The sequence below is a fragment of the Guptibacillus hwajinpoensis genome, from assembly GCF_020524165.1.
GTDB classification, from domain to species: domain Bacteria; phylum Bacillota; class Bacilli; order Bacillales; family Guptibacillaceae; genus Guptibacillus; species Guptibacillus hwajinpoensis_D.
The window spans coordinates 174,015-191,289 of record NZ_JAIVKU010000004.1 but is presented as its reverse complement, the minus strand read 5'-3'; the positions used below and the strand labels follow the sequence as shown (position 1 = coordinate 191,289).

22 protein-coding genes, 1 tRNA gene and 1 riboswitch are annotated in these 17,275 nt (G+C 39.2%); of the genes, 4 read left to right on the top strand and 19 right to left on the bottom strand.

The genetic code is table 11. The features are described from left to right. Window positions 1-11 precede the first annotated feature (11 nt). Window positions 12-326 carry a YbjQ family protein gene (locus LC090_RS08010; RefSeq protein WP_226658417.1) on the bottom strand — a complete coding sequence of 105 codons (315 nt, stop codon included), beginning with the start codon at window positions 324-326 and terminating at the stop codon, window positions 12-14. Then, complete coding sequence (locus LC090_RS08005) at window positions 307-501, bottom strand: hypothetical protein (RefSeq protein ID WP_226656960.1); 195 nt, start codon at window positions 499-501, stop codon at window positions 307-309. The genes LC090_RS08010 and LC090_RS08005 overlap by 20 nt, the downstream gene beginning before the upstream one ends. A gap of 238 nt (window positions 502-739) precedes the next feature. Here LC090_RS08005 and LC090_RS08000 point away from each other — a divergent pair. Further along, window positions 740-811: transfer RNA gene (locus LC090_RS08000), tRNA-Gln, on the top strand. Here LC090_RS08000 and LC090_RS07995 read toward each other — a convergent pair. Continuing rightward, window positions 812-1,195 carry a Spx/MgsR family RNA polymerase-binding regulatory protein gene (locus LC090_RS07995; RefSeq protein ID WP_226656958.1) on the bottom strand — a complete coding sequence of 128 codons (384 nt, stop codon included), beginning with the start codon at window positions 1,193-1,195 and terminating at the stop codon, window positions 812-814. Between the two features lie 248 nt (window positions 1,196-1,443). On the opposite strand from LC090_RS07995, the gene LC090_RS07990 reads away from it, so the two are divergent. Beyond that, window positions 1,444-1,689, top strand: coding sequence for a DUF2626 domain-containing protein (locus tag LC090_RS07990; RefSeq protein ID WP_224591974.1), 246 nt, complete (start codon window positions 1,444-1,446; stop codon window positions 1,687-1,689). 39 nt (window positions 1,690-1,728) lie between these two features. On the opposite strand, the gene LC090_RS07985 is transcribed toward LC090_RS07990, so the two are convergent. Together LC090_RS07985 and LC090_RS07980 are read right to left on the bottom strand one after the other, a co-directional pair. Further along, the gene (locus tag LC090_RS07985) at window positions 1,729-2,802 is read right to left on the bottom strand and encodes an SAM-dependent methyltransferase (protein ID WP_226656956.1); all 1,074 of its coding nucleotides are present in this window, start codon (window positions 2,800-2,802) and stop codon (window positions 1,729-1,731) included. Window positions 2,803-2,805: 3 nt separating this feature from the next. Then, window positions 2,806-3,447, bottom strand: a complete 642-nt coding sequence (locus LC090_RS07980) for an MBL fold metallo-hydrolase (protein ID WP_226656954.1) — start codon at window positions 3,445-3,447, stop codon at window positions 2,806-2,808. A 76-nt stretch (window positions 3,448-3,523) separates the two neighbouring features. Between LC090_RS07980 and LC090_RS07975 the strand changes: the two genes are divergently transcribed. Both LC090_RS07975 and LC090_RS07970 read left to right on the top strand, forming a co-directional pair. Next, a complete protein-coding gene (locus LC090_RS07975; RefSeq protein WP_226656952.1) occupies window positions 3,524-4,000 on the top strand; it encodes a hypothetical protein in 477 nt (158 codons plus the stop codon). Between the two features lie 146 nt (window positions 4,001-4,146). Next, window positions 4,147-4,332 (top strand): DUF2759 domain-containing protein, encoded by a 186-nt coding sequence (locus LC090_RS07970; protein ID WP_224591960.1) that lies wholly within the window; start codon window positions 4,147-4,149, stop codon window positions 4,330-4,332. A gap of 82 nt (window positions 4,333-4,414) precedes the next feature. Here LC090_RS07970 and LC090_RS07965 read toward each other — a convergent pair whose 3' ends face one another. From LC090_RS07965 to LC090_RS07900, 14 genes are all read right to left on the bottom strand, one after another. Next, window positions 4,415-4,720 carry an MTH1187 family thiamine-binding protein gene (locus LC090_RS07965; RefSeq protein WP_226656950.1) on the bottom strand — a complete coding sequence of 102 codons (306 nt, stop codon included), beginning with the start codon at window positions 4,718-4,720 and terminating at the stop codon, window positions 4,415-4,417. Beyond that, window positions 4,720-5,493 carry an ABC transporter permease gene (locus tag LC090_RS07960; RefSeq protein ID WP_226656948.1) on the bottom strand — a complete coding sequence of 258 codons (774 nt, stop codon included), beginning with the start codon at window positions 5,491-5,493 and terminating at the stop codon, window positions 4,720-4,722. Before LC090_RS07960 ends, LC090_RS07965 begins: the two co-directional genes overlap by 1 nt. 3 nt (window positions 5,494-5,496) lie before the next feature. After that, on the bottom strand, window positions 5,497-6,192 hold the full coding sequence (locus tag LC090_RS07955) for an ABC transporter ATP-binding protein (RefSeq protein WP_226656946.1): 696 nt from the start codon (window positions 6,190-6,192) through the stop codon (window positions 5,497-5,499). A 144-nt stretch (window positions 6,193-6,336) separates the two neighbouring features. Next, a complete protein-coding gene (gene thiD / locus LC090_RS07950; protein WP_226656944.1) occupies window positions 6,337-7,149 on the bottom strand; it encodes a bifunctional hydroxymethylpyrimidine kinase/phosphomethylpyrimidine kinase in 813 nt (270 codons plus the stop codon). Window positions 7,150-7,164: 15 nt separating this feature from the next. Continuing rightward, window positions 7,165-8,256, bottom strand: coding sequence for a glycine oxidase ThiO (gene thiO / locus LC090_RS07945; protein WP_255648061.1), 1,092 nt, complete (start codon window positions 8,254-8,256; stop codon window positions 7,165-7,167). A 15-nt stretch (window positions 8,257-8,271) separates the two neighbouring features. Beyond that, window positions 8,272-9,033 (bottom strand): thiazole synthase, encoded by a 762-nt coding sequence (locus LC090_RS07940; protein ID WP_305076520.1) that lies wholly within the window; start codon window positions 9,031-9,033, stop codon window positions 8,272-8,274. A gap of 4 nt (window positions 9,034-9,037) precedes the next feature. Further along, window positions 9,038-9,235, bottom strand: a complete 198-nt coding sequence (thiS, locus tag LC090_RS07935; protein ID WP_226656942.1) for a sulfur carrier protein ThiS — start codon at window positions 9,233-9,235, stop codon at window positions 9,038-9,040. Then, window positions 9,232-9,867 carry a thiamine phosphate synthase gene (gene thiE / locus LC090_RS07930; protein ID WP_226656940.1) on the bottom strand — a complete coding sequence of 212 codons (636 nt, stop codon included), beginning with the start codon at window positions 9,865-9,867 and terminating at the stop codon, window positions 9,232-9,234. Before thiE ends, thiS begins: the two co-directional genes overlap by 4 nt. A gap of 113 nt (window positions 9,868-9,980) precedes the next feature. Then, window positions 9,981-10,097: riboswitch (TPP riboswitch) on the bottom strand. 51 nt (window positions 10,098-10,148) lie between these two features. Then, entirely contained in the window at window positions 10,149-11,336 is a 1,188-nt protein-coding gene (locus tag LC090_RS07925) for a M14 family metallopeptidase (RefSeq protein WP_226656938.1), read from the bottom strand. 176 nt (window positions 11,337-11,512) lie between these two features. Further along, window positions 11,513-13,384 carry an LTA synthase family protein gene (locus LC090_RS07920; protein ID WP_226656936.1) on the bottom strand — a complete coding sequence of 624 codons (1,872 nt, stop codon included), beginning with the start codon at window positions 13,382-13,384 and terminating at the stop codon, window positions 11,513-11,515. A 293-nt stretch (window positions 13,385-13,677) separates the two neighbouring features. After that, a complete protein-coding gene (locus LC090_RS07915; RefSeq protein ID WP_305076518.1) occupies window positions 13,678-14,655 on the bottom strand; it encodes an ROK family glucokinase in 978 nt (325 codons plus the stop codon). Between the two features lie 22 nt (window positions 14,656-14,677). After that, complete coding sequence (gene nfsA / locus LC090_RS07910) at window positions 14,678-15,427, bottom strand: oxygen-insensitive NADPH nitroreductase (protein WP_226656934.1); 750 nt, start codon at window positions 15,425-15,427, stop codon at window positions 14,678-14,680. Further along, window positions 15,420-15,623, bottom strand: a complete 204-nt coding sequence (locus tag LC090_RS07905; protein ID WP_226656932.1) for a YqgQ family protein — start codon at window positions 15,621-15,623, stop codon at window positions 15,420-15,422. The genes nfsA and LC090_RS07905 overlap by 8 nt, the downstream gene beginning before the upstream one ends. A 91-nt stretch (window positions 15,624-15,714) precedes the next feature. Continuing rightward, window positions 15,715-17,178, bottom strand: coding sequence for a spore germination protein (locus LC090_RS07900; RefSeq protein WP_226656931.1), 1,464 nt, complete (start codon window positions 17,176-17,178; stop codon window positions 15,715-15,717). Between the last annotated feature and the right edge of the window lie 97 nt (window positions 17,179-17,275).

The following is a 17,275-nucleotide window of genomic DNA, read 5'->3' as shown; positions in this document are numbered from 1 at the left end:
CATCAGACCATTTACTCGATCACCACCGCAGTTCCATAAGCGATAATTTCGGATGCGCTTGACATAACCGCTGAAGATTGTAATCTGAAAGCCACAACTGCATTGGCCCCCTTACCCTCAGCATCCTTTACCATTCTCGCTATCGCCCTCTGTCTAGCTTCTGTCATCATTTCCGTATATTCTGTAATTTCGCCACCTACAATCGTCCGAAGGCTTGCAAGGATATCCTTCCCGACGTGCTTCGATTGAACAGTACTTCCCCTAACATATCCAATGACTTCTTTAATGGTTTTGTTTGCAACATGATCAGTAGTTACGATCATCATCATTTCGTTCCTCCTTTTCCATTTTTCTTCGGTCCTTTACTAGTAAATAAATCAAGCAACCAAGTGAAAGCGCATATCCGATCATTACATATGGAACCCAAAATATACGGATAAAAAACATGACGATAATCAACATTTGAAAGGTTGAAACTGCTAATATCATGAGTGTTTTCACTGCGCTTATCACCTACTTTCTACCACTAACTTTAGAATAACTCATTTTATATGATTTTTCCCGTACTGTTTTAACAAGACAATAAGAAAAAGCGATACGCAGAAACATTTCCGCATATCGCTGTGACATGGATTATGATGTTATCTTATTCCACTAATTGACCGGACATTCCATCCTTCTTACAAAAATAAGTATAAGTTTTTAAGTCACCGATCATACTACTAGTGCATGAATTTAATGGGCTATAGCCAAGCGGTAAGGCAACGGATTTTGATTCCGTCATGCGCTGGTTCGAATCCAGCTAGCCCAGTTAAGAAACGACAGCAAGTTTCTTTTTACGTTGCTTAAGATTTTGTAAACCCGACTTGTTATAACCAACAATTAATTTCTTTCCATTTGTAACAATTGGTCTTCTTAATAACTTTGGTTCATTATGCATGAGCTCAAGCATTTCACTAAGAGTAAGATCGTCGATTTCAACATTTAGTTTCTTGAACGAGGTACTTCTTCTTGCAAGGATTTCTTCAATGCCATCAGTGGATAATGTAATAATTTCTTTTAGCTCTTCAATTGAAGGGGTGTCTTTGAATAGGTGACGCTCTTCAAAATCAACACCATTTTCTTTTAACCATGCTTTTGTTTTTCTACAAGATGTGCAGCTTGGGTACGTATAAAACAATAATTTATCTTCCAATTTAAATCCTCCCCGATTCGTTTTCCGTTGATAACTAACTTTACCCACATTATACAACAGTTAAACAAATATTGTACAAGAAAAAGATTTGTATTTTTGTGAACGATTTGGGATAATAAATTGGAACCCTTTTCAAGGTTAAATAAGGAAAGTCATTATTTTGCCATGAGACTAGCATTTACTTTTCCACAAGAACTCATATATAATACGATATGTATGGGGAATGAACGAGCAAGGGAGGAACTTTTATGCCTAGAATGTACCGAGTTTTAGCTTTCTGGACTGGTATTTTCTCACTCATGGGCTTCATTGGTGAGATGCCTGTATTGGGATTGCTGTTCCTTGGCCAGGCCGGCATGTTTTTAGCGTTAAGTTATTTAAACTTAACAGAACGTACTTATTTGTATATTTTTGGTGTATACTTAACTTTGTTTATGGTCGGTTTTTCCTACTGGTCAGTGTTCATGATGACGCCTGGATCAGGCGGTCATTAATTGGAATGAAAAAAGACGATGCTCACACATCGTCTTTTTTTATTGGCGCTTTTCTTGGATCATTACTAGAAATTGATTTGACTCTGCAAGCCACCTTATTGCCCGATTTTGTTTGTGTTCTTTGGAAAAAGGATTATTAGGACTAGTTTGCTGAAGAAATTGAAGTAAACCCTCTTTTAAAAGAAACTCTCCTTGAGGCATACAGCTTACCCACTTCATTCCGTGGCTCAAACCTATGTTTTTTATCGCATCAATGTGAACGTGAGTTGTTATATCCATTTCCCCTGGGGTCTGTAAGACGTTCTCAATCAATTGATGATTTCTATATCCCCTAAGGCTGCCTCTTTTTCGTTCTGGGGATTTCCACTCTTCGTTTGTATAACCGTAATCTACTGTAATAACTTTCCCATTAGCTAACCAATTTCCAACTTCATCCAACCATTTTCCCATGGCAAGTGGGATTTCGATCCTCTGACCATCACTAATTTGAAGCTGGTGACGTGCAGTCCAATTCAGAATTACAGGGTCTGTACAGGGCCTGTATACCTCTGTAAAACAATTATTCTCATCCAAACCAACACATACTTCAACCAGTTCATGTTGTTTTTCAATGACACGAACAGGAAACGCATCAAGCAATTCATTTGAGAATAGTATCCCATTTAACTTGGGGAGCACTTTCTTCATTGACGTTAGTGAAGGAAAGATCTCCACATCATGTTGCTTTGTACGATTTGTAATTAATTGCTGGTGATAAGGACTGGATTCCAGTACAAAATAAGTTAACTTTTCATAAAATTGATGGTCAACGAATTTTACTTCATCAAGAAAGGAAGAAATGAATTTTCCATCACCAGAACCCGCATCGACAATGATCGGAGCATACCCGTTGCTCTGTATCTCATTTATGAGGACTCGGGCCATTACGCGCGAATAAACGTCATGAACACTCGTTGAGGTAATGAAATCACCTTTTATACCGGTTTTGGGTACATCCTTTTGATAATAACCAAGTTTTGGATGATAAAGCGAAAGCGTCATAAACCGCTCGAAAGTAATGAACTCTTCAGAACTACGTTCGATTTCATTGATGATGATATTTTTTAATGACATTGATTATAAAGAAAAGCCATTCAGAAATGGGTTTTCAGTCATCTCAGCTTCAATTGTTGTAGTTGGCCCATGTCCAGACGCGACGATGGTATGTTCAGGAAGGACCAAAAGGCGATCATGTATGCTCTTTAGCAATTGTTTTTGATTTCCACCTGGAAGATCTGTTCTTCCTATACTTCCTGCAAAAAGCGCGTCACCTGAAAAAACAATATTCTCATTCTGAAAATAAAACGAAACGCTACCTGGTGAGTGCCCCGGCGTCTCAAACACTGTAAATTCAAATGAACCAATTTTCATATCCCCTTCTCCCTCAAAGAGATGATCAGCAGGCTTACTTGAAATGTTTTCAACAACCGGGAAAAGTTTTGAACCATTTAAAGAAGGGTCTGAAAGCCAGTTCGATTCGTATGTATGCAAATAGACCGGTACCTTATAAGTCTCTCTTAATAAATCAACGGCACCAATATGATCAAAATGAGCATGAGTTAATAGAATAGCCAATGGTTTTATTTCAAGGCTCTCCACTTTTCTCTTAATCCGTCCACCTTCAGCTCCCGGATCAATGAGAAGGGCTTCCTTACTTTCATTCCAGATGATTCCGGCGTTTGCTTGCACAGGGCCTACAGCCATTTGTTTCCATTTCATTACGTTCGCCTCCATTGAAAGATTATGTTTCTTATTCTACACTAAACAAAAGATGGATTAAAAGGAGATGTTTCGATTGAATATCGTGTTTGGAGTTGAGATGAAACCACCTGTTCATAAACTCCCTGGTTTCATAGCACAACTAGTCAAGAAAACAGCTGAGATGGCAAAAGTGTTGGATCGAGATAAGCAGCTTGTCATCCTATCTACTCGAGAAGAAGCAAACGCGCTTCAGAACTATTATCAATCAAAAGATGTACTTGAAGGTTTTTACCCACTTATTCATCTATCTCAAGCTTCGGAATTAAGGAGCTCATTTACAGACTACGGATTTACTTCTCAAAATAACGAACACTATCTCTATAAAGAAATGATTTCTTACTTTATGATCAATAAAGGAGACAATCAGCAGAGAGAAATGGCACTTTTGCAAATGGAGGAACACCTCATATGCAAGGATGAAAATCTCTTTTTTATTGATCGAATGCACATTGAATTAATGGAGGGTATCGCTCGAGCCTACAACATAGAACTTACATTATGGAGCGAATAACACCTCGACAAACGAAAAGAAAACGGTTAAAATAAGAAAGGACTTATTGTACATACCAGAAAGTTAAAAAAATTTACGATTCAACCATGCAACAGCCATTTTACGGGTATACTGATACAGAGTGCATGGATAGGGAGGTATTCCAAATGGGATTAGCAGTTATTTTTGCAATCGTTACTTTATTTTGCGTTTGGGGCGTTTTTCGATCTCTTCGTGAAAAAAACTTTATGGGCCTTGCCTTTGCAGGATTAACAGTGCTTGTATTCGGCGCCTTTACTGTTGCTACAATGATCGATATTCTTTTCGGATCTGGTGGCGGCGGAGGCCACTAAAAAAAACAGCCATTTCGGCTGTTTTTTTATACTCAATTTTAAGGCATTGATACTACCAAAACACGTTCAATACACGTAACATTTATTTTAAATGTCTTTTAACTGATTCGAGTTTATCATCCATTCTCACTTTTTTATCTCGACGATCATCAATTCGTAAATTTGTAGCTACACGCTCGATGCCAGCTTGAAAAGGCGCCTCATGGATCGCTTTAACAACATCAAGGAGATCAGAAATATCTCCTTCAATAAGGGTACTCATAGGTGTTAAACGATAGGTAATGCGATCCGAAAAGGATTCAAGAATCTCCTGTACATCGGCTACATACTTACTAACACTTGGTGTTTCTGTCCCAATTGGAATTACGGTAACATCTACAATCGCCATTATTTTCTTCCTCCCTTTCCTTCAAGTAACTGCAGTTTCCGATTAAAGAAAAACCGATACGTTACTAACGAAATAATCATCGCACAAATCGATACAGATGAAAAGATACTAATTGAAATCACAATCTGATAGCGAATGGCCTCAATCGGCGAAGCCCCTCCAAGAATTAGTCCTGTCATCATCCCAGGTAATTGCACAAGTCCTATTGTTTTTAAACCATCAACATTTGGAATCATTGCAGCGCGAATCGTTTTCCTAATAATCATTTTGGAAGCCTGTGAAGCATTCGCTCCGAGTGACAGTGCAGCAAGGATTTTCCCTTTACTGTCATGAAATTCGTTCTTCATTCTTTCAAATGCAAGACCAGTGGCCACCATGCTATTACCAATAATCATTCCGCTCATCGGGATAACCTGTTCAGATTGAAATGGAATAATATCAAATGCGATCCATAGTGACAAAACAAACACTTCTATTAGAATAAGCGATGAGAGTGATAGGAGAAAAGCGTACGGTATTCCCTTTCCTCTTTTTGCTGCTTGAAGAGAAGCAATGACAAGCATAACAGCTACCCACAAGCCTATTCCCTGCCAATCTGGCATTGAAAACAGAAATGTGAGAACATACCCTATAAAAAACAGTTGAACAACGCCACGTATAGAAGACCAAATAGCTGACTTGCCAATCCCTAGTGAGAACAAATAGGAAAGCGACACAGGTATCATGACAAATAATATCATGGTAAGTAAAGAAAGGTTCGATATGTTTGTCATAACTTATCCTTCAAAAAAGTGCTTTAAAGCAGCAGTTTTCGGTTGTTGAAACAAACTAGATGTTTCTCCTTGCTCTTCAACCTTCCCTTCATTCATAAAAAGGGTATAGCTTCCAAGTCTTTTTGCTTGCTTAAGATCATGTGTAATCATTAAAATCGTCTTCCCTTCTTCTTGCACGAGCTTATGTAACAATTCTTCCATCAACTCTACCGTCCGCATATCAAGTGCGCTCGTAACCTCGTCTAACAATAATACCTCAGGGTTATTAGCAAGCGTTCTTGCAAATGCCACTCGCTGCTGTTCGCCACCAGATAAATTTTCCACCTCTTTCGTTAAAAACTCTTCAGGTAACTGTACTTTCGCCAATAACTTAACACCATCATTCGGCTCCCATTTTTTTTGAAGAGAAGGACCAAATTTTAAATTATCTTCTACCGTTCCATCAAATAAATGAGCCTGTTGAAATACCATACCAATGTTTCGACGCAGCTCCGATATAGGGAAATCACTAATTTTTTTCCCTTTAAAGTGGATTTCTCCCTTATCCGGATCTTCTAGTCTATTTAGCAGAAGTAACAAACTACTCTTACCTGCACCTGACGGTCCGATAATTGTTGTTAAACTGCCTTCCGTTAATGAAAATTGAACATTGCTAACCCGTTCATTTGATACATGATCTACTTCGATTAGTTTTTTCATTGAACTTCCTTTCTTGAAAATCGGATTGCTTTATCAAACACATGTTAACATCATTCTCAAAGTTCCTTGCTTAGTCTATGTATTATTCCCCTCCTCATTCGAAAAGTAACCTTAATCACACACAAAAACCCTGCGAGGGCAGGGTTAAGGTTTCAAAATGGGTGACTGCTTTTGACGAAAAGCAGCATGATTCGTAGGTCCAATTCCTTTTCCTATTGGAGTAGCGTGTCTAATCGCAGTTGTAATGAATTCTTTTGCAAGCGAAATTGCTTCTGGAATAGACTTCCCCTTTGCAAGCTCCGCTGCAATACATGCAGAAAATGTACAGCCTGTGCCATGTGTATGTTTTGTATCTATACGCTTTGATTCATAATGATAGAAGCGGTCATTTACATACAGAACGTCGATTGAGTGATCATCCGTCATATGCCCTCCTTTTATAAGGACAGCTTTTGCACCGCTTCCGTGTAGAGCTTTTGCCGCTTGCTCCATTTCCTTTACAGAAGTAATTGCTTCACACTTTAGTAGCTCGGCTGCTTCAGGAAGATTCGGCGTAATCACGGCCCCGAGCGGAAAGAGCTTTTCTTTCATAGCCACTATCGCTTCATTTTGTAAAAGGGAAGCCCCACCTTTTGCGATCATCACAGGATCAATGACAAGATTTGGAACTTGATATTCTTTGATCTTTTTCGAAACCGCAAGAATGATTTCACTCGAAAAAAGCATACCCGTTTTAGCAGCGTCCGTTCCAATATCGGAAAGGACAGCGTCAAGCTGCGACTGTACAGCTTCAATCGATTGGGGATATACATGATGTACCCCAACCGTATTCTGAGACGTAAGTGCTGTAATCGCACTCATCCCATACACATTGCGTTCTTGAAATGTTTTTAAATCTGCTTGAATACCAGCCCCCCCTCCACTATCTGAGCCAGCAATCGTTAGTGCTTTATACATTAAAACCTCTCCTTATTAAATAGACTGAAAACGATTAGGTCTAAATTGGCCAATTGCGATTTGCTGGGGAATCTGATCGATCTCATCGGCAACAATTTTTGCCGTAATTGGACTCAGCAAAATACCGTTTCGATAATGTCCAGTCGCCAAAATAATTCCTGGTTTCTCCACTACCCTTCCAATAAGCGGAAAACCATCCTGCGTAGCAGGTCTTAAACCAGCCCATTTATGAAATGGTTCCATCTTATCAAGGACTGGCATCACTTTCTTACTCCACTTTTCGAGACGGCCAATTCCATGGTCTGTTACGTTTGTATCGAAGTCAGCTATATCCTCTGAGGCGCCAGCCACTACAGAACCATTCGCTTTCGCCACTAGGTAACCCTGACTTGTAAAGATAATGTGATTTAAAACCGGCGCTTCATAGGCACAAATTTGTCCACGAATTGGAAAAATAGGTAATGAACAGCCAAGCTCGTTTTCCCAATACATTGACCATGCTCCTGCTGCAAGGACGACCTCCTCACTCTCTATTCGTTCATCCTTCGTCACAACAGAACCATTCTCAAGTTTCGCCTCTCCAGCATTTTCAATGATGCGTACTCCTAAATTGTGGCACGCTTGTAAAAGCGCAGCCACATAGCCAGGGGCATAAATATGTGACTCTTCTGGACACCATAATGCCGCAACCACGTCTTCCGAAAGTTCTGGTTCTTTTTCCCTAACTTCTTCTGCAGTTAAGAGCTTCGATTTCACATGAAATTTCTGTTGCCATGCTTGTTTTGTTTCAAGAGAAAGGCGATCAGCTTCATGATAAATGCAATACAGACTGCCACTTTCGTTATACTCAAAATCAATATCCGAATGACGTTTAACCTCCTCTTGCCATTTAGGAAAAATCTGCAAACTCCTTTGGCATAGCCGGAAAAAATCGTCAGGGTCTTCTTCGATTTCAGAATATGGAGCAAGCATTCCTGCAGCTGCACCAGAAGCCTGTCCACCACATTGTTGCGCTTCTACTAGAGTAATCTCATGCCCTCTTTTACGACATTCAAACGCGATGGATAAACCAATCACCCCGCCGCCAATAATTGTGATTCTGGCCATGATCCCCCTCCTTCGTTAGTTTTGAACTGGACTACTAGCTGTTGCATACTTCTTTTTAGGGATTCGCCCTGCCATATACGACAACCTTCCTGCATGGATCGCATATTTAACGGCCTCTGCCATCATTACTGGATTTCTCGCTTTGGCTATCGCTGTATTTAACAATACTCCGTCCGCTCCAAGTTCCATTGCTTGCGTAACGTCAGTAGCACTTCCAAGACCAGCATCTACAATAACAGGTACTGTAAGCTGCTCCGTAATCAGTTCAATATTGTAAGGATTTAAAATACCTAGACCACTACCAATTGGAGACCCACCTGGCATGACTGCCGCAGCACCAGCTTCCTGTAATCGATAACAAAGGGCAGGATCATCTGATGTGTATGGCAATACCACAAACCCTTCCTTCGCTAAGATTTCCGTTGCTTTTAGTGTTTCAATTGGATCAGGAATAAGTGTTTTTTCATCTTGGCTCACCTCGATCTTAATCCAATCGCTTAAACCGGAAGCTTTTGCTAAACGAGCGATTCGAATCGCTTCTTCTGCTGAGGTTGCTCCTGAAGTATTCGGTAAGTATTGAAAAGGTTTTTCTATATGTTGAAGAATAGCATCTTCGTCTGGTGCTGAAAGATTCACTCTTCGAATCGCGAACGTCAGAACTTCCGCTCCGGAAGCCTCAATTGCCTTGTTTTGAACAAAGGGATTTGGGTATCTTCCTGTACCGAGAAAAAGTCTCGATGATAATTGTTTTCCAGCTATTGTGAGTGCATTCATCATTGCTTCAACCTCCTCCTACAAAATGAACAAGTTCAATGTTCATGCCATCATGCACTTTCATATCGTTCCAGTCCGATCGATCAATGATGACTTCATCCACCTCTGTTACAACCAGTCCTTCTTGCAAACCAAAATGCTTCACGACATCCTTCAAAGTAACGACATTTAAATCGTGCTCTTCGCCATTTATTTGTAACCTCACTTCTCGATCACCTCACTATTAATCGCGTGCTGGAATAGTTCACATGTGCTTTTCACATCATCACTTCCTACCACTTCGCTAATCACACAAATACGTTTTGCGCCAGCACGCAATACGTCAGAAACATTGTGCAGTTTAATACCTCCAATCGCTACAAATGGAATGGAAATTTCAGAAATCACTTCCTTGATATATTCAGTCGTAACAGGGTCTACCACATCGCTTTTACTATTAGTTGGAAAAATTGGACCCGCACCAATGTAATCAGCTCCTCCTTTTTCTGCAGCACGCGCTTCCTCGATACGATGAGTAGAAATTCCGATTATTTTATCAGCTCCTATGATCTTTCTTGCCTCTTCTAAAGGCAAATCATCTTGGCCTAAATGGATACCATCTGCATCAACAGCTAGCGCGATATCAATATGATCATTCACAATGAACGGGATCTTGTACTTTTTTGTTAACGCTCTTAACTTGAGTGCTTTTTCAAGCACTACTTTTTTTGAATTTGTTTTATCGCGTAGCTGAATAATGTCTGCTCCACCTCGTATGGCTTCCTCCATTACATCAACTACATCTCGACCTGGATGAAATTCTTCTCCTGTAATTACATATAATTGAAACTGTTTCATGATTGTCTTCCTCCATTATCGCTATGACTTACTTCACATTTCTATAAAAACGAGATAAAAGACGTTAGGACGTGAAAAACCCCCATTCCGCGTATGGAATGGGGGTAGTATAAAAACACCGCTACCGACTTCCCTACGCTGGTATCAACCAGATCAGGTTCAAGGGTAAAAGAAATAACGGTTTCTTTTTCTCAGCCTTCCCTTACATGAAGGCACCCCTAGTCTTAGAAATTATGAAATTACTATTATTATGACAAAAAAGCTCTTAGAATTCAAGCTCACTACATATACAGTGAAGACAGAAAAATGCCTATCGTATCTTGATATATCTGGTTAAATTGGCTAACTGGTAAAGGATTCTCTCCTTTACCAATTTCAACGGTGAAACCCGGTTTTCTAAAATCCTGAATAAACCAATCCTTGTAACCTGCAAAACTATCAACATACCGAATAGGTAAGTAGCCACTTAATCGAGAAAATTCTGTTACAAGGATTTCGGACTCGGGGGGTTCAAGTCCTTCAAATCCCCAAAAAATTACTTCCCCCTGTGAATGGAATGCTAGCGCTCTGTCAAAATTCTTTCTTGTAGTTAAATCAGCAATGGCTATTGCTTCTGGTTCAGTTAGTGGTGCTTTTCCTGGGTAATTTCTTGGAGAAGGCTTCGTTGGTTTACGTTCAGCTTCTATATCCCATTTAGCTGGGTATTGATTATTTAAATCGACGCCTCGAATGTTCGCTTTCCAACGACTGAATTGGTCACTACCATTGTTAATTTCATTTGCTAAAGAGCGATATGGCTCCTCTTGAGGTAAACCGTTAATCACGAGATCAACGCCATCTGGATTAACCATTGGAACGAGTGACAAAGAAGTGGATTCATATAGAGTAGGAAGATAGACCCCACTAAGCTGCTGACTACTTGTTAATTCACGTGCATAATCATCGACAAATTTCATGATTAATGTTGTTGTTAACCACTCATTTGCGTGAAAAGAGCCATTCATGTGAACTTTTTTCGTACCAGTTCCTACAACTAATTCAGGAATTGGTTTTCCCATCACTGTCTCACCGATTAGCCCTTGTTTAATAAACGGGTAGACACCAAGTATTTTGCGGATATCATTAACAAGCGTCCCATAATCGTAACTTTGATTAGGATTTATCAGTGACCACGTGACACGAATGGGGATGTTCACTTTCTCACCCGGCTTTAGTGAAAAAGGGTTTTTATCATTTAATAATAAAACACCGTCTAAAGGTGCTCCATACCAACCCGCTATTTTCCACAATGTATCCCCTTGTTTAATGGTATAACTTTTTGTTACATAACCAGGGATCTGAATTTGCTCTCCAATCATTAACTGATCAGGATTTTCAAGATTGTTACTATCTAAAATAAGACGGAGTGGTATTTGAAAAACACGACTATATTTCCAAAGGCTGTCCCCACTTTTCACTCTTATTCTCATGCTTCACCCTCCCCCACATGTCATATCCTTCTTACAATGATATGACCGAAGAAGGGACTCCTATGCTTCGTGAATAAAGGTTTTCTATTAACATGGTTTACTCAACCCTAGTCTTTTGGGGTTTGAGAGAGCAAAAAACCACACTTTTTTTAAAAAGTGTGGTTTTATCAAATGTTCTATTTTTCCACTTGGGTTTCTTGTTCCCCATTATGCTTTCCTAAGAAACGAAGAAGATCGCCGTAAACAATTTTATCTGAATAAGCAAGGTCTGTCTTTGCTTTCTCCATATATGGTTCACAAGCCGCTTTATCCGTTTCTTCTCCAGTTTCCTTATCATAACAAACATTTTTAGTATAAAGATTGTCTTCTGTAATGAAACTTCCATCACGAAGAATTGTGAAGTTATCCTGTTCTTCAGCAAACAAATCGTTACCAAACTTAATCATGTCTTTTGTTTCAATTCCAAGTAGGTGCATAATAGTAGGCTTCAAATCTATTTGTCCGCCGACTTGTTCCATCACTTCACCTTCCTGACCAGGGATATGGATGATAAGAGGAACTTTTTGTAATTCGGTCGATTCAAACGGAGTAATTTCTTTTTCCAGAAACTCACCCATTGCTTTATTATGATTCTCAGAAATTCCGTAGTGGTCCCCATACATCACAAAGATTGAATCTTCATAAAGTCCTTCTTCTTTCATGCGCTCAAAGAATTTTTTAACAGCTTCATCCTGATATCGAACGGTTGTGAAATATCGATTGACCGTGCCATCATCTGATGTCCACTCTGGAATATATTCATCTTCTGATTCAAGTGTAAATGGAAAATGATTCGTAAGAGTAATATATTTCGCATAATAAGGCTCTGGTAGCGTTTCTAAATACTTAATGGATTGATCAAAGAAATATTCATCTTTTAATCCCCATCCGATTGAATTATCAGGCGTGACTGTAAAATCATTGATATCATAAAACTTATCGTACTTAAGAGAGTCATACATGACATCACGATTCCAGAAGCTTTTGTTATTCGCATGGAAAACGGCATTATAGTAACCATTTTCACTCAAAATTTCTGGAGATGCATTATATTCGTTTCCTGAATGCGTAAAGAACACCGCTCCGCTCGGCAGTCCATATAGAGAATTCTCTAAAATAAACTCAGAATCAGAAGTTTTCCCTTGTGCTGTTTGGTGATAGAAGTTAGGGAAATAATAACTCTCTTCGATCAGATCATTCAGGAATGGCGTTATCTCTTTTCCATCCACCTCTTCATTAATCACGAAGCTTTGTGTGGATTCTAGAGAAACGAGAATAATGTTTTTACCTTCCGCTTTACCAAACATATCAGGGTTTGGTTCAACATGGTTCGCTTTCACATAGTTTTCAATATCGACAATTTCGCTACCGTCTGCAAAGGCACGCTGTGCTTTTGCTTTTGATTGAAGCACAGCATCATAAACATGATAGTTATAAGTACCGATATATTTGATAAGCATTTCACGATCAAACGTCCGAGTTAAAAGTTGGGGACGTTCGGTTTCAGCAAGTCCAACATTTATTGCAAAAAGAGCTATAGCGCTTGCAAATACAAGTGCAATTTCTTTTTTCTTAACAGCATAACTTTTTGTTTTACGTACAAATAAGTAAGCTGAGAGAAGAATGATATCTAAAAACAACAAGAAATCATATCCGCTTACAAGCTCTGCGATACTGTTACCAAGTTCACCCATGTTATTCGTTTGAAAAAGAAGTGGTATTGTAATGAAGTCTGTAAATTCACGGTAATAAACGACATTTGCGAACAAAATAAATGAACCAATAAAATCAATGACCAGTAACACTCTGTTGCGATATTTAGGTGAGGCAAATAATGCAAAACCCAGGAATAGCAAGACAGAACTAATCGGATTTAAAAGCAAGATAAATCCTTCCATTTTATTTTCAGGTTCAATGTTAAATGCAAATTCATACACAAGATACGTTTTTAACCACAGCATAAATGCTACTACGAGGAAAAACGAATACTTATTTTGTAGCTTTTTCATGTTTTCTTAGTACCTCCTTAGTTGAATATAAGGAAAAGCTACCATATCTTTCTACGACCATACATAATCGCTATGATAGTATGTTTTCGAAATTTAATCAACTAACTTTTGTCCTTATTTTAGTATTTCGTTCAACAATATTTTGATTCTATTTAGTGCGTTCGTTATTAATAACGAATAAGTCGTCCAAAAAGTTTCATCTGTGCAAAAAAATCATAAAAAAAGAAGAGATCAGACTCCACTGATCTCTTCTTTACCCCTACAACAATAGGAATAAACGCGAACAATTAGGACTATTTCACTATCTTTGTTTTCACTAACCATGCCCCACCAATCACACCGGCATCATTGCCAAGTGTTGCAATGGCAAAATCAGAGCCTTCCATAACCCTAGGTAAGGCATATTTTTCAAATTGGTCTTTTAATGGTTTTAATAAAGCATCCCCCGCTTTTGAAACCCCACCACCAATGACAATTTTAGATGGGTTTAAAGCATTCGCTAAATTAGCAATGGCTAATCCAAGATGGAAGGTGACCTTGTTTACTACTTCTTCAGCATAAACATCACTGGCGTCAGCAGCCTCAAAAATGTCGCGAGAAGTAAGTTGATTTTGTTCCTTATATGTATGATAAAGGACGCTATCTTGATTAGAGTTAAGGTTCTCCATCGCAATACGAACAATACCAGTGGCAGAAGCAACGGTTTCAAGGCAACCTGTTTTACCACAGTTACACGAAGCACCACCTTCAGGGATGGAGGTAATATGTCCGATCTCTCCAGCCATACCGTTCGTACCGTGAATAATCGTCCCATTTGTAATAATGCCACCGCCTACTCCAGTACCAAGCGTTACACAAAGCAAATCACGTGCACCATCACCTGCGCCACGCCACATTTCTCCGAGTGCTGCAATATTTGCATCATTATCAATGATTACCGGTAAACCTGTTTCAACTTCTAGCTTATCTTTTAAAGGGAAGTTTCGCCATCCGATATTCACAGCATGGTAGATAAAGCCTGTTTCCATCTCAATGAATCCAGGTGCTCCCATTCCAATTCCAGCGAACTTTTCTTTGCTTAACGCCATTTCTTCCATTTTATCGTCAATTGCCCTAGCGATATGCATGGTAATGTGACGACCAGCTTCCGATTTATCTGTTGGGATTTCCCATTTCTCTTTGATTTCTCCGTAAAAATCCAGGAAGGCAAGTTTGATTGTTGTGCCTCCAAGATCAACACCTATAAACCATTTTTCTTCTTTCATCATCATCCACCTTTCATGCTCTCGATTTTTACTTTAACGGAAAGCCTTTGTTTTCCAAGAACTTCTTCATGTAAGTACGAACAGGAGTCGTTAACTTATGAGCCATCATCGCTGTCCATCCCCCTGTACGCTGTCCTGCAGTTCGATCGGTATAATAAGCTGAAATGACATCATCATATTTTGTTAATTCTTCTTTAAAAACTTCCTCATTTTGTTCATATTCATCAACATGATAGATGTTCTCTAGAGGCAACCGTGGTTTCACATCTGGATCTTGATCAGGATATCCGACGCAGAGGCCGAATAGTGGTACTACGTATTGAGGTAAGTTCAACAAATCATTTACTTTTTCTAGATCATTTCGAATGCCACCGATATAACAAATTCCTAACCCCATTGATTCAGCAGCAATACTAGCATTTTGCGCTGCAAGAGCCGCATCAATTAATCCTACCATAAATTTTTCAGTTGATTGAATTGTCTCCGTCACATCGGTTCCATGCATTTCTGCAGTTGCTTGATGGCGATTAAAATCGGCACAGAAAACGAAAAAATGACCATTCTTTTCGACATAACTCTGCCCACCTGCTAGCTCTGCTAATTGTTTCTTCTTCTCTTTATCTTTCACACCAATAATGGAATATGCCTGTATATAGCTTGACGTAGACGCAGATTGCGCGGCCTTAACTAGCGTATGAATTTGCTCTTCTGATAATGGTTCATCTTTAAACGCTCGTATTGATCGATGAGCGAACATCGTTTCGATCGTTTCATTCATGTTTGTCTCTCTCCTTGTTGATTTCATTTCGTAAGATCATTCTGGCGACAAGGTAATCTTCTTTTTCAATGATTTTCATTTCATACAATTCTTGCACCTCATCTTCCATTAACTCAAGATCTCCGAGTCTACTACCCGTATAAATAATCATGCCAAAGCGTTTTAACAATTGCTGAATATCATAGAATGTTTTCATTTTCCTCACCTATGTTATTATAGCAAGCCACAGCCTTAAAAAAAATCAATACGCACAAAAAGGACACATTCTTTAGTAAAGAATGTGTCCCTTAACGATCTGGATCTTTCGGATGCAGCACGGTAGGTCTTCGATTTTTAAGAGGCATTGGCGAGCGAAAGATAACATCTCGAAATGATCGATAGGAAAATGGGATAAACGGCCATAGGTATGGAATATGAAAAGACTTTGTACGTAATAACAACAGCATCCATAATGTGAAACCAACAACAAATCCGATTACTCCGAAAGCGGCTGTTAAAACAAGTAATAGTAAACGGAATAGTCGATTGGCAAGGCTTAATTCATATGACGGCGTAGCAAAAGTCCCTAAAGCGGCAAGGGCTAGATATAAAATGACTTCATTAATGAATAACCCAACCTCCACCGCTACTTGACCAATTAAGATAGCCGATACAAGACCTAGTGCTGTCGCTAAAGAGGTAGGTGTATGAATTGTCGCCATTCGAAGGATATCGATTCCAAGCTCAATCAGCAAAAATTGAACAAAAAGCGGTAGGGTTCCCCCTTGATCCACACCAATAAATTGCATATTTGACCCCAGTAGCCTTGGATTTGTAGCAAATAAATACCATAGAGGCAAGATAAAAATACCTATCCATACAGCAATGAAGCGAACCAGTCTTAAGTAGGCACCTACAAGCGGCTTTTGGCGATATTCCTCGGCATGTTGCAAATGATGCCAAAACGTAGTTGGCGTTATAAGTACACTGGGAGATCCATCTACATAAATGAGAACATGCCCTTCATACAGGTGAATAGCAGCAGTATCTGGTCGTTCTGTATACCTCACAAGAGGATACGGATTTAAATGCCTACCACAAATAAACTCCTCAATCGTTTTTTCTCCCATCGGTAAACCATCAGTATCAATGTTACTAACAGAGTCCTTAATTCTTTTTACTATTTCAGGGTCTGCTATGTCCTCAATGTAACTAATGCATATGTCTGTTTTAGACCTTCTACCAACTTGCATATATTCCATTCTTAACGTTTTATCCCTCACTCTTCTCCTCGTCAGTGAGGTGTTAAATACAATCGTTTCAACAAATCCATCTCTAGCCCCTCTGGTTACACGCTCTAAATCCGGCTCCTGAGGTCCACGAACAGGGTATGTTCTTGCATCAATCATGATGACTTCACTCATGCCTTCCACTACAAGAGCTGTCGGACCTGATAGAACAAGATCCATCACCACATCTAGATCTTTCTGTCGATCAATTTCAACGTATGGAATATGCACTTTCATAAGTTTTTCGAGCGGATCGGGTTCAAGCTGATCGGGCTCAAGTCTGGATAACAACTTCATTAAATAATGTAAAATGTCGTCCTTTACAAAACCATCAATTAAGAACATCGCCATTTTACGCCCTGCATAGTCCAAATCAAGTTGAATCACATCAAAGCTTTTACCGACTCCTAATTCTTTATGAAGAAAGTCTATATTTTTTTCAAATGAATGACTAACTGGATGAATGATTTCTTTTTGAGACATAGGTCCCCCTCCTCATTTCCATCATTCACCAATTCTAATCAATACATACCTATCAAATCATTGGGCAATGAAAAGCCAGCCTTCGTTTGAGAAAGGC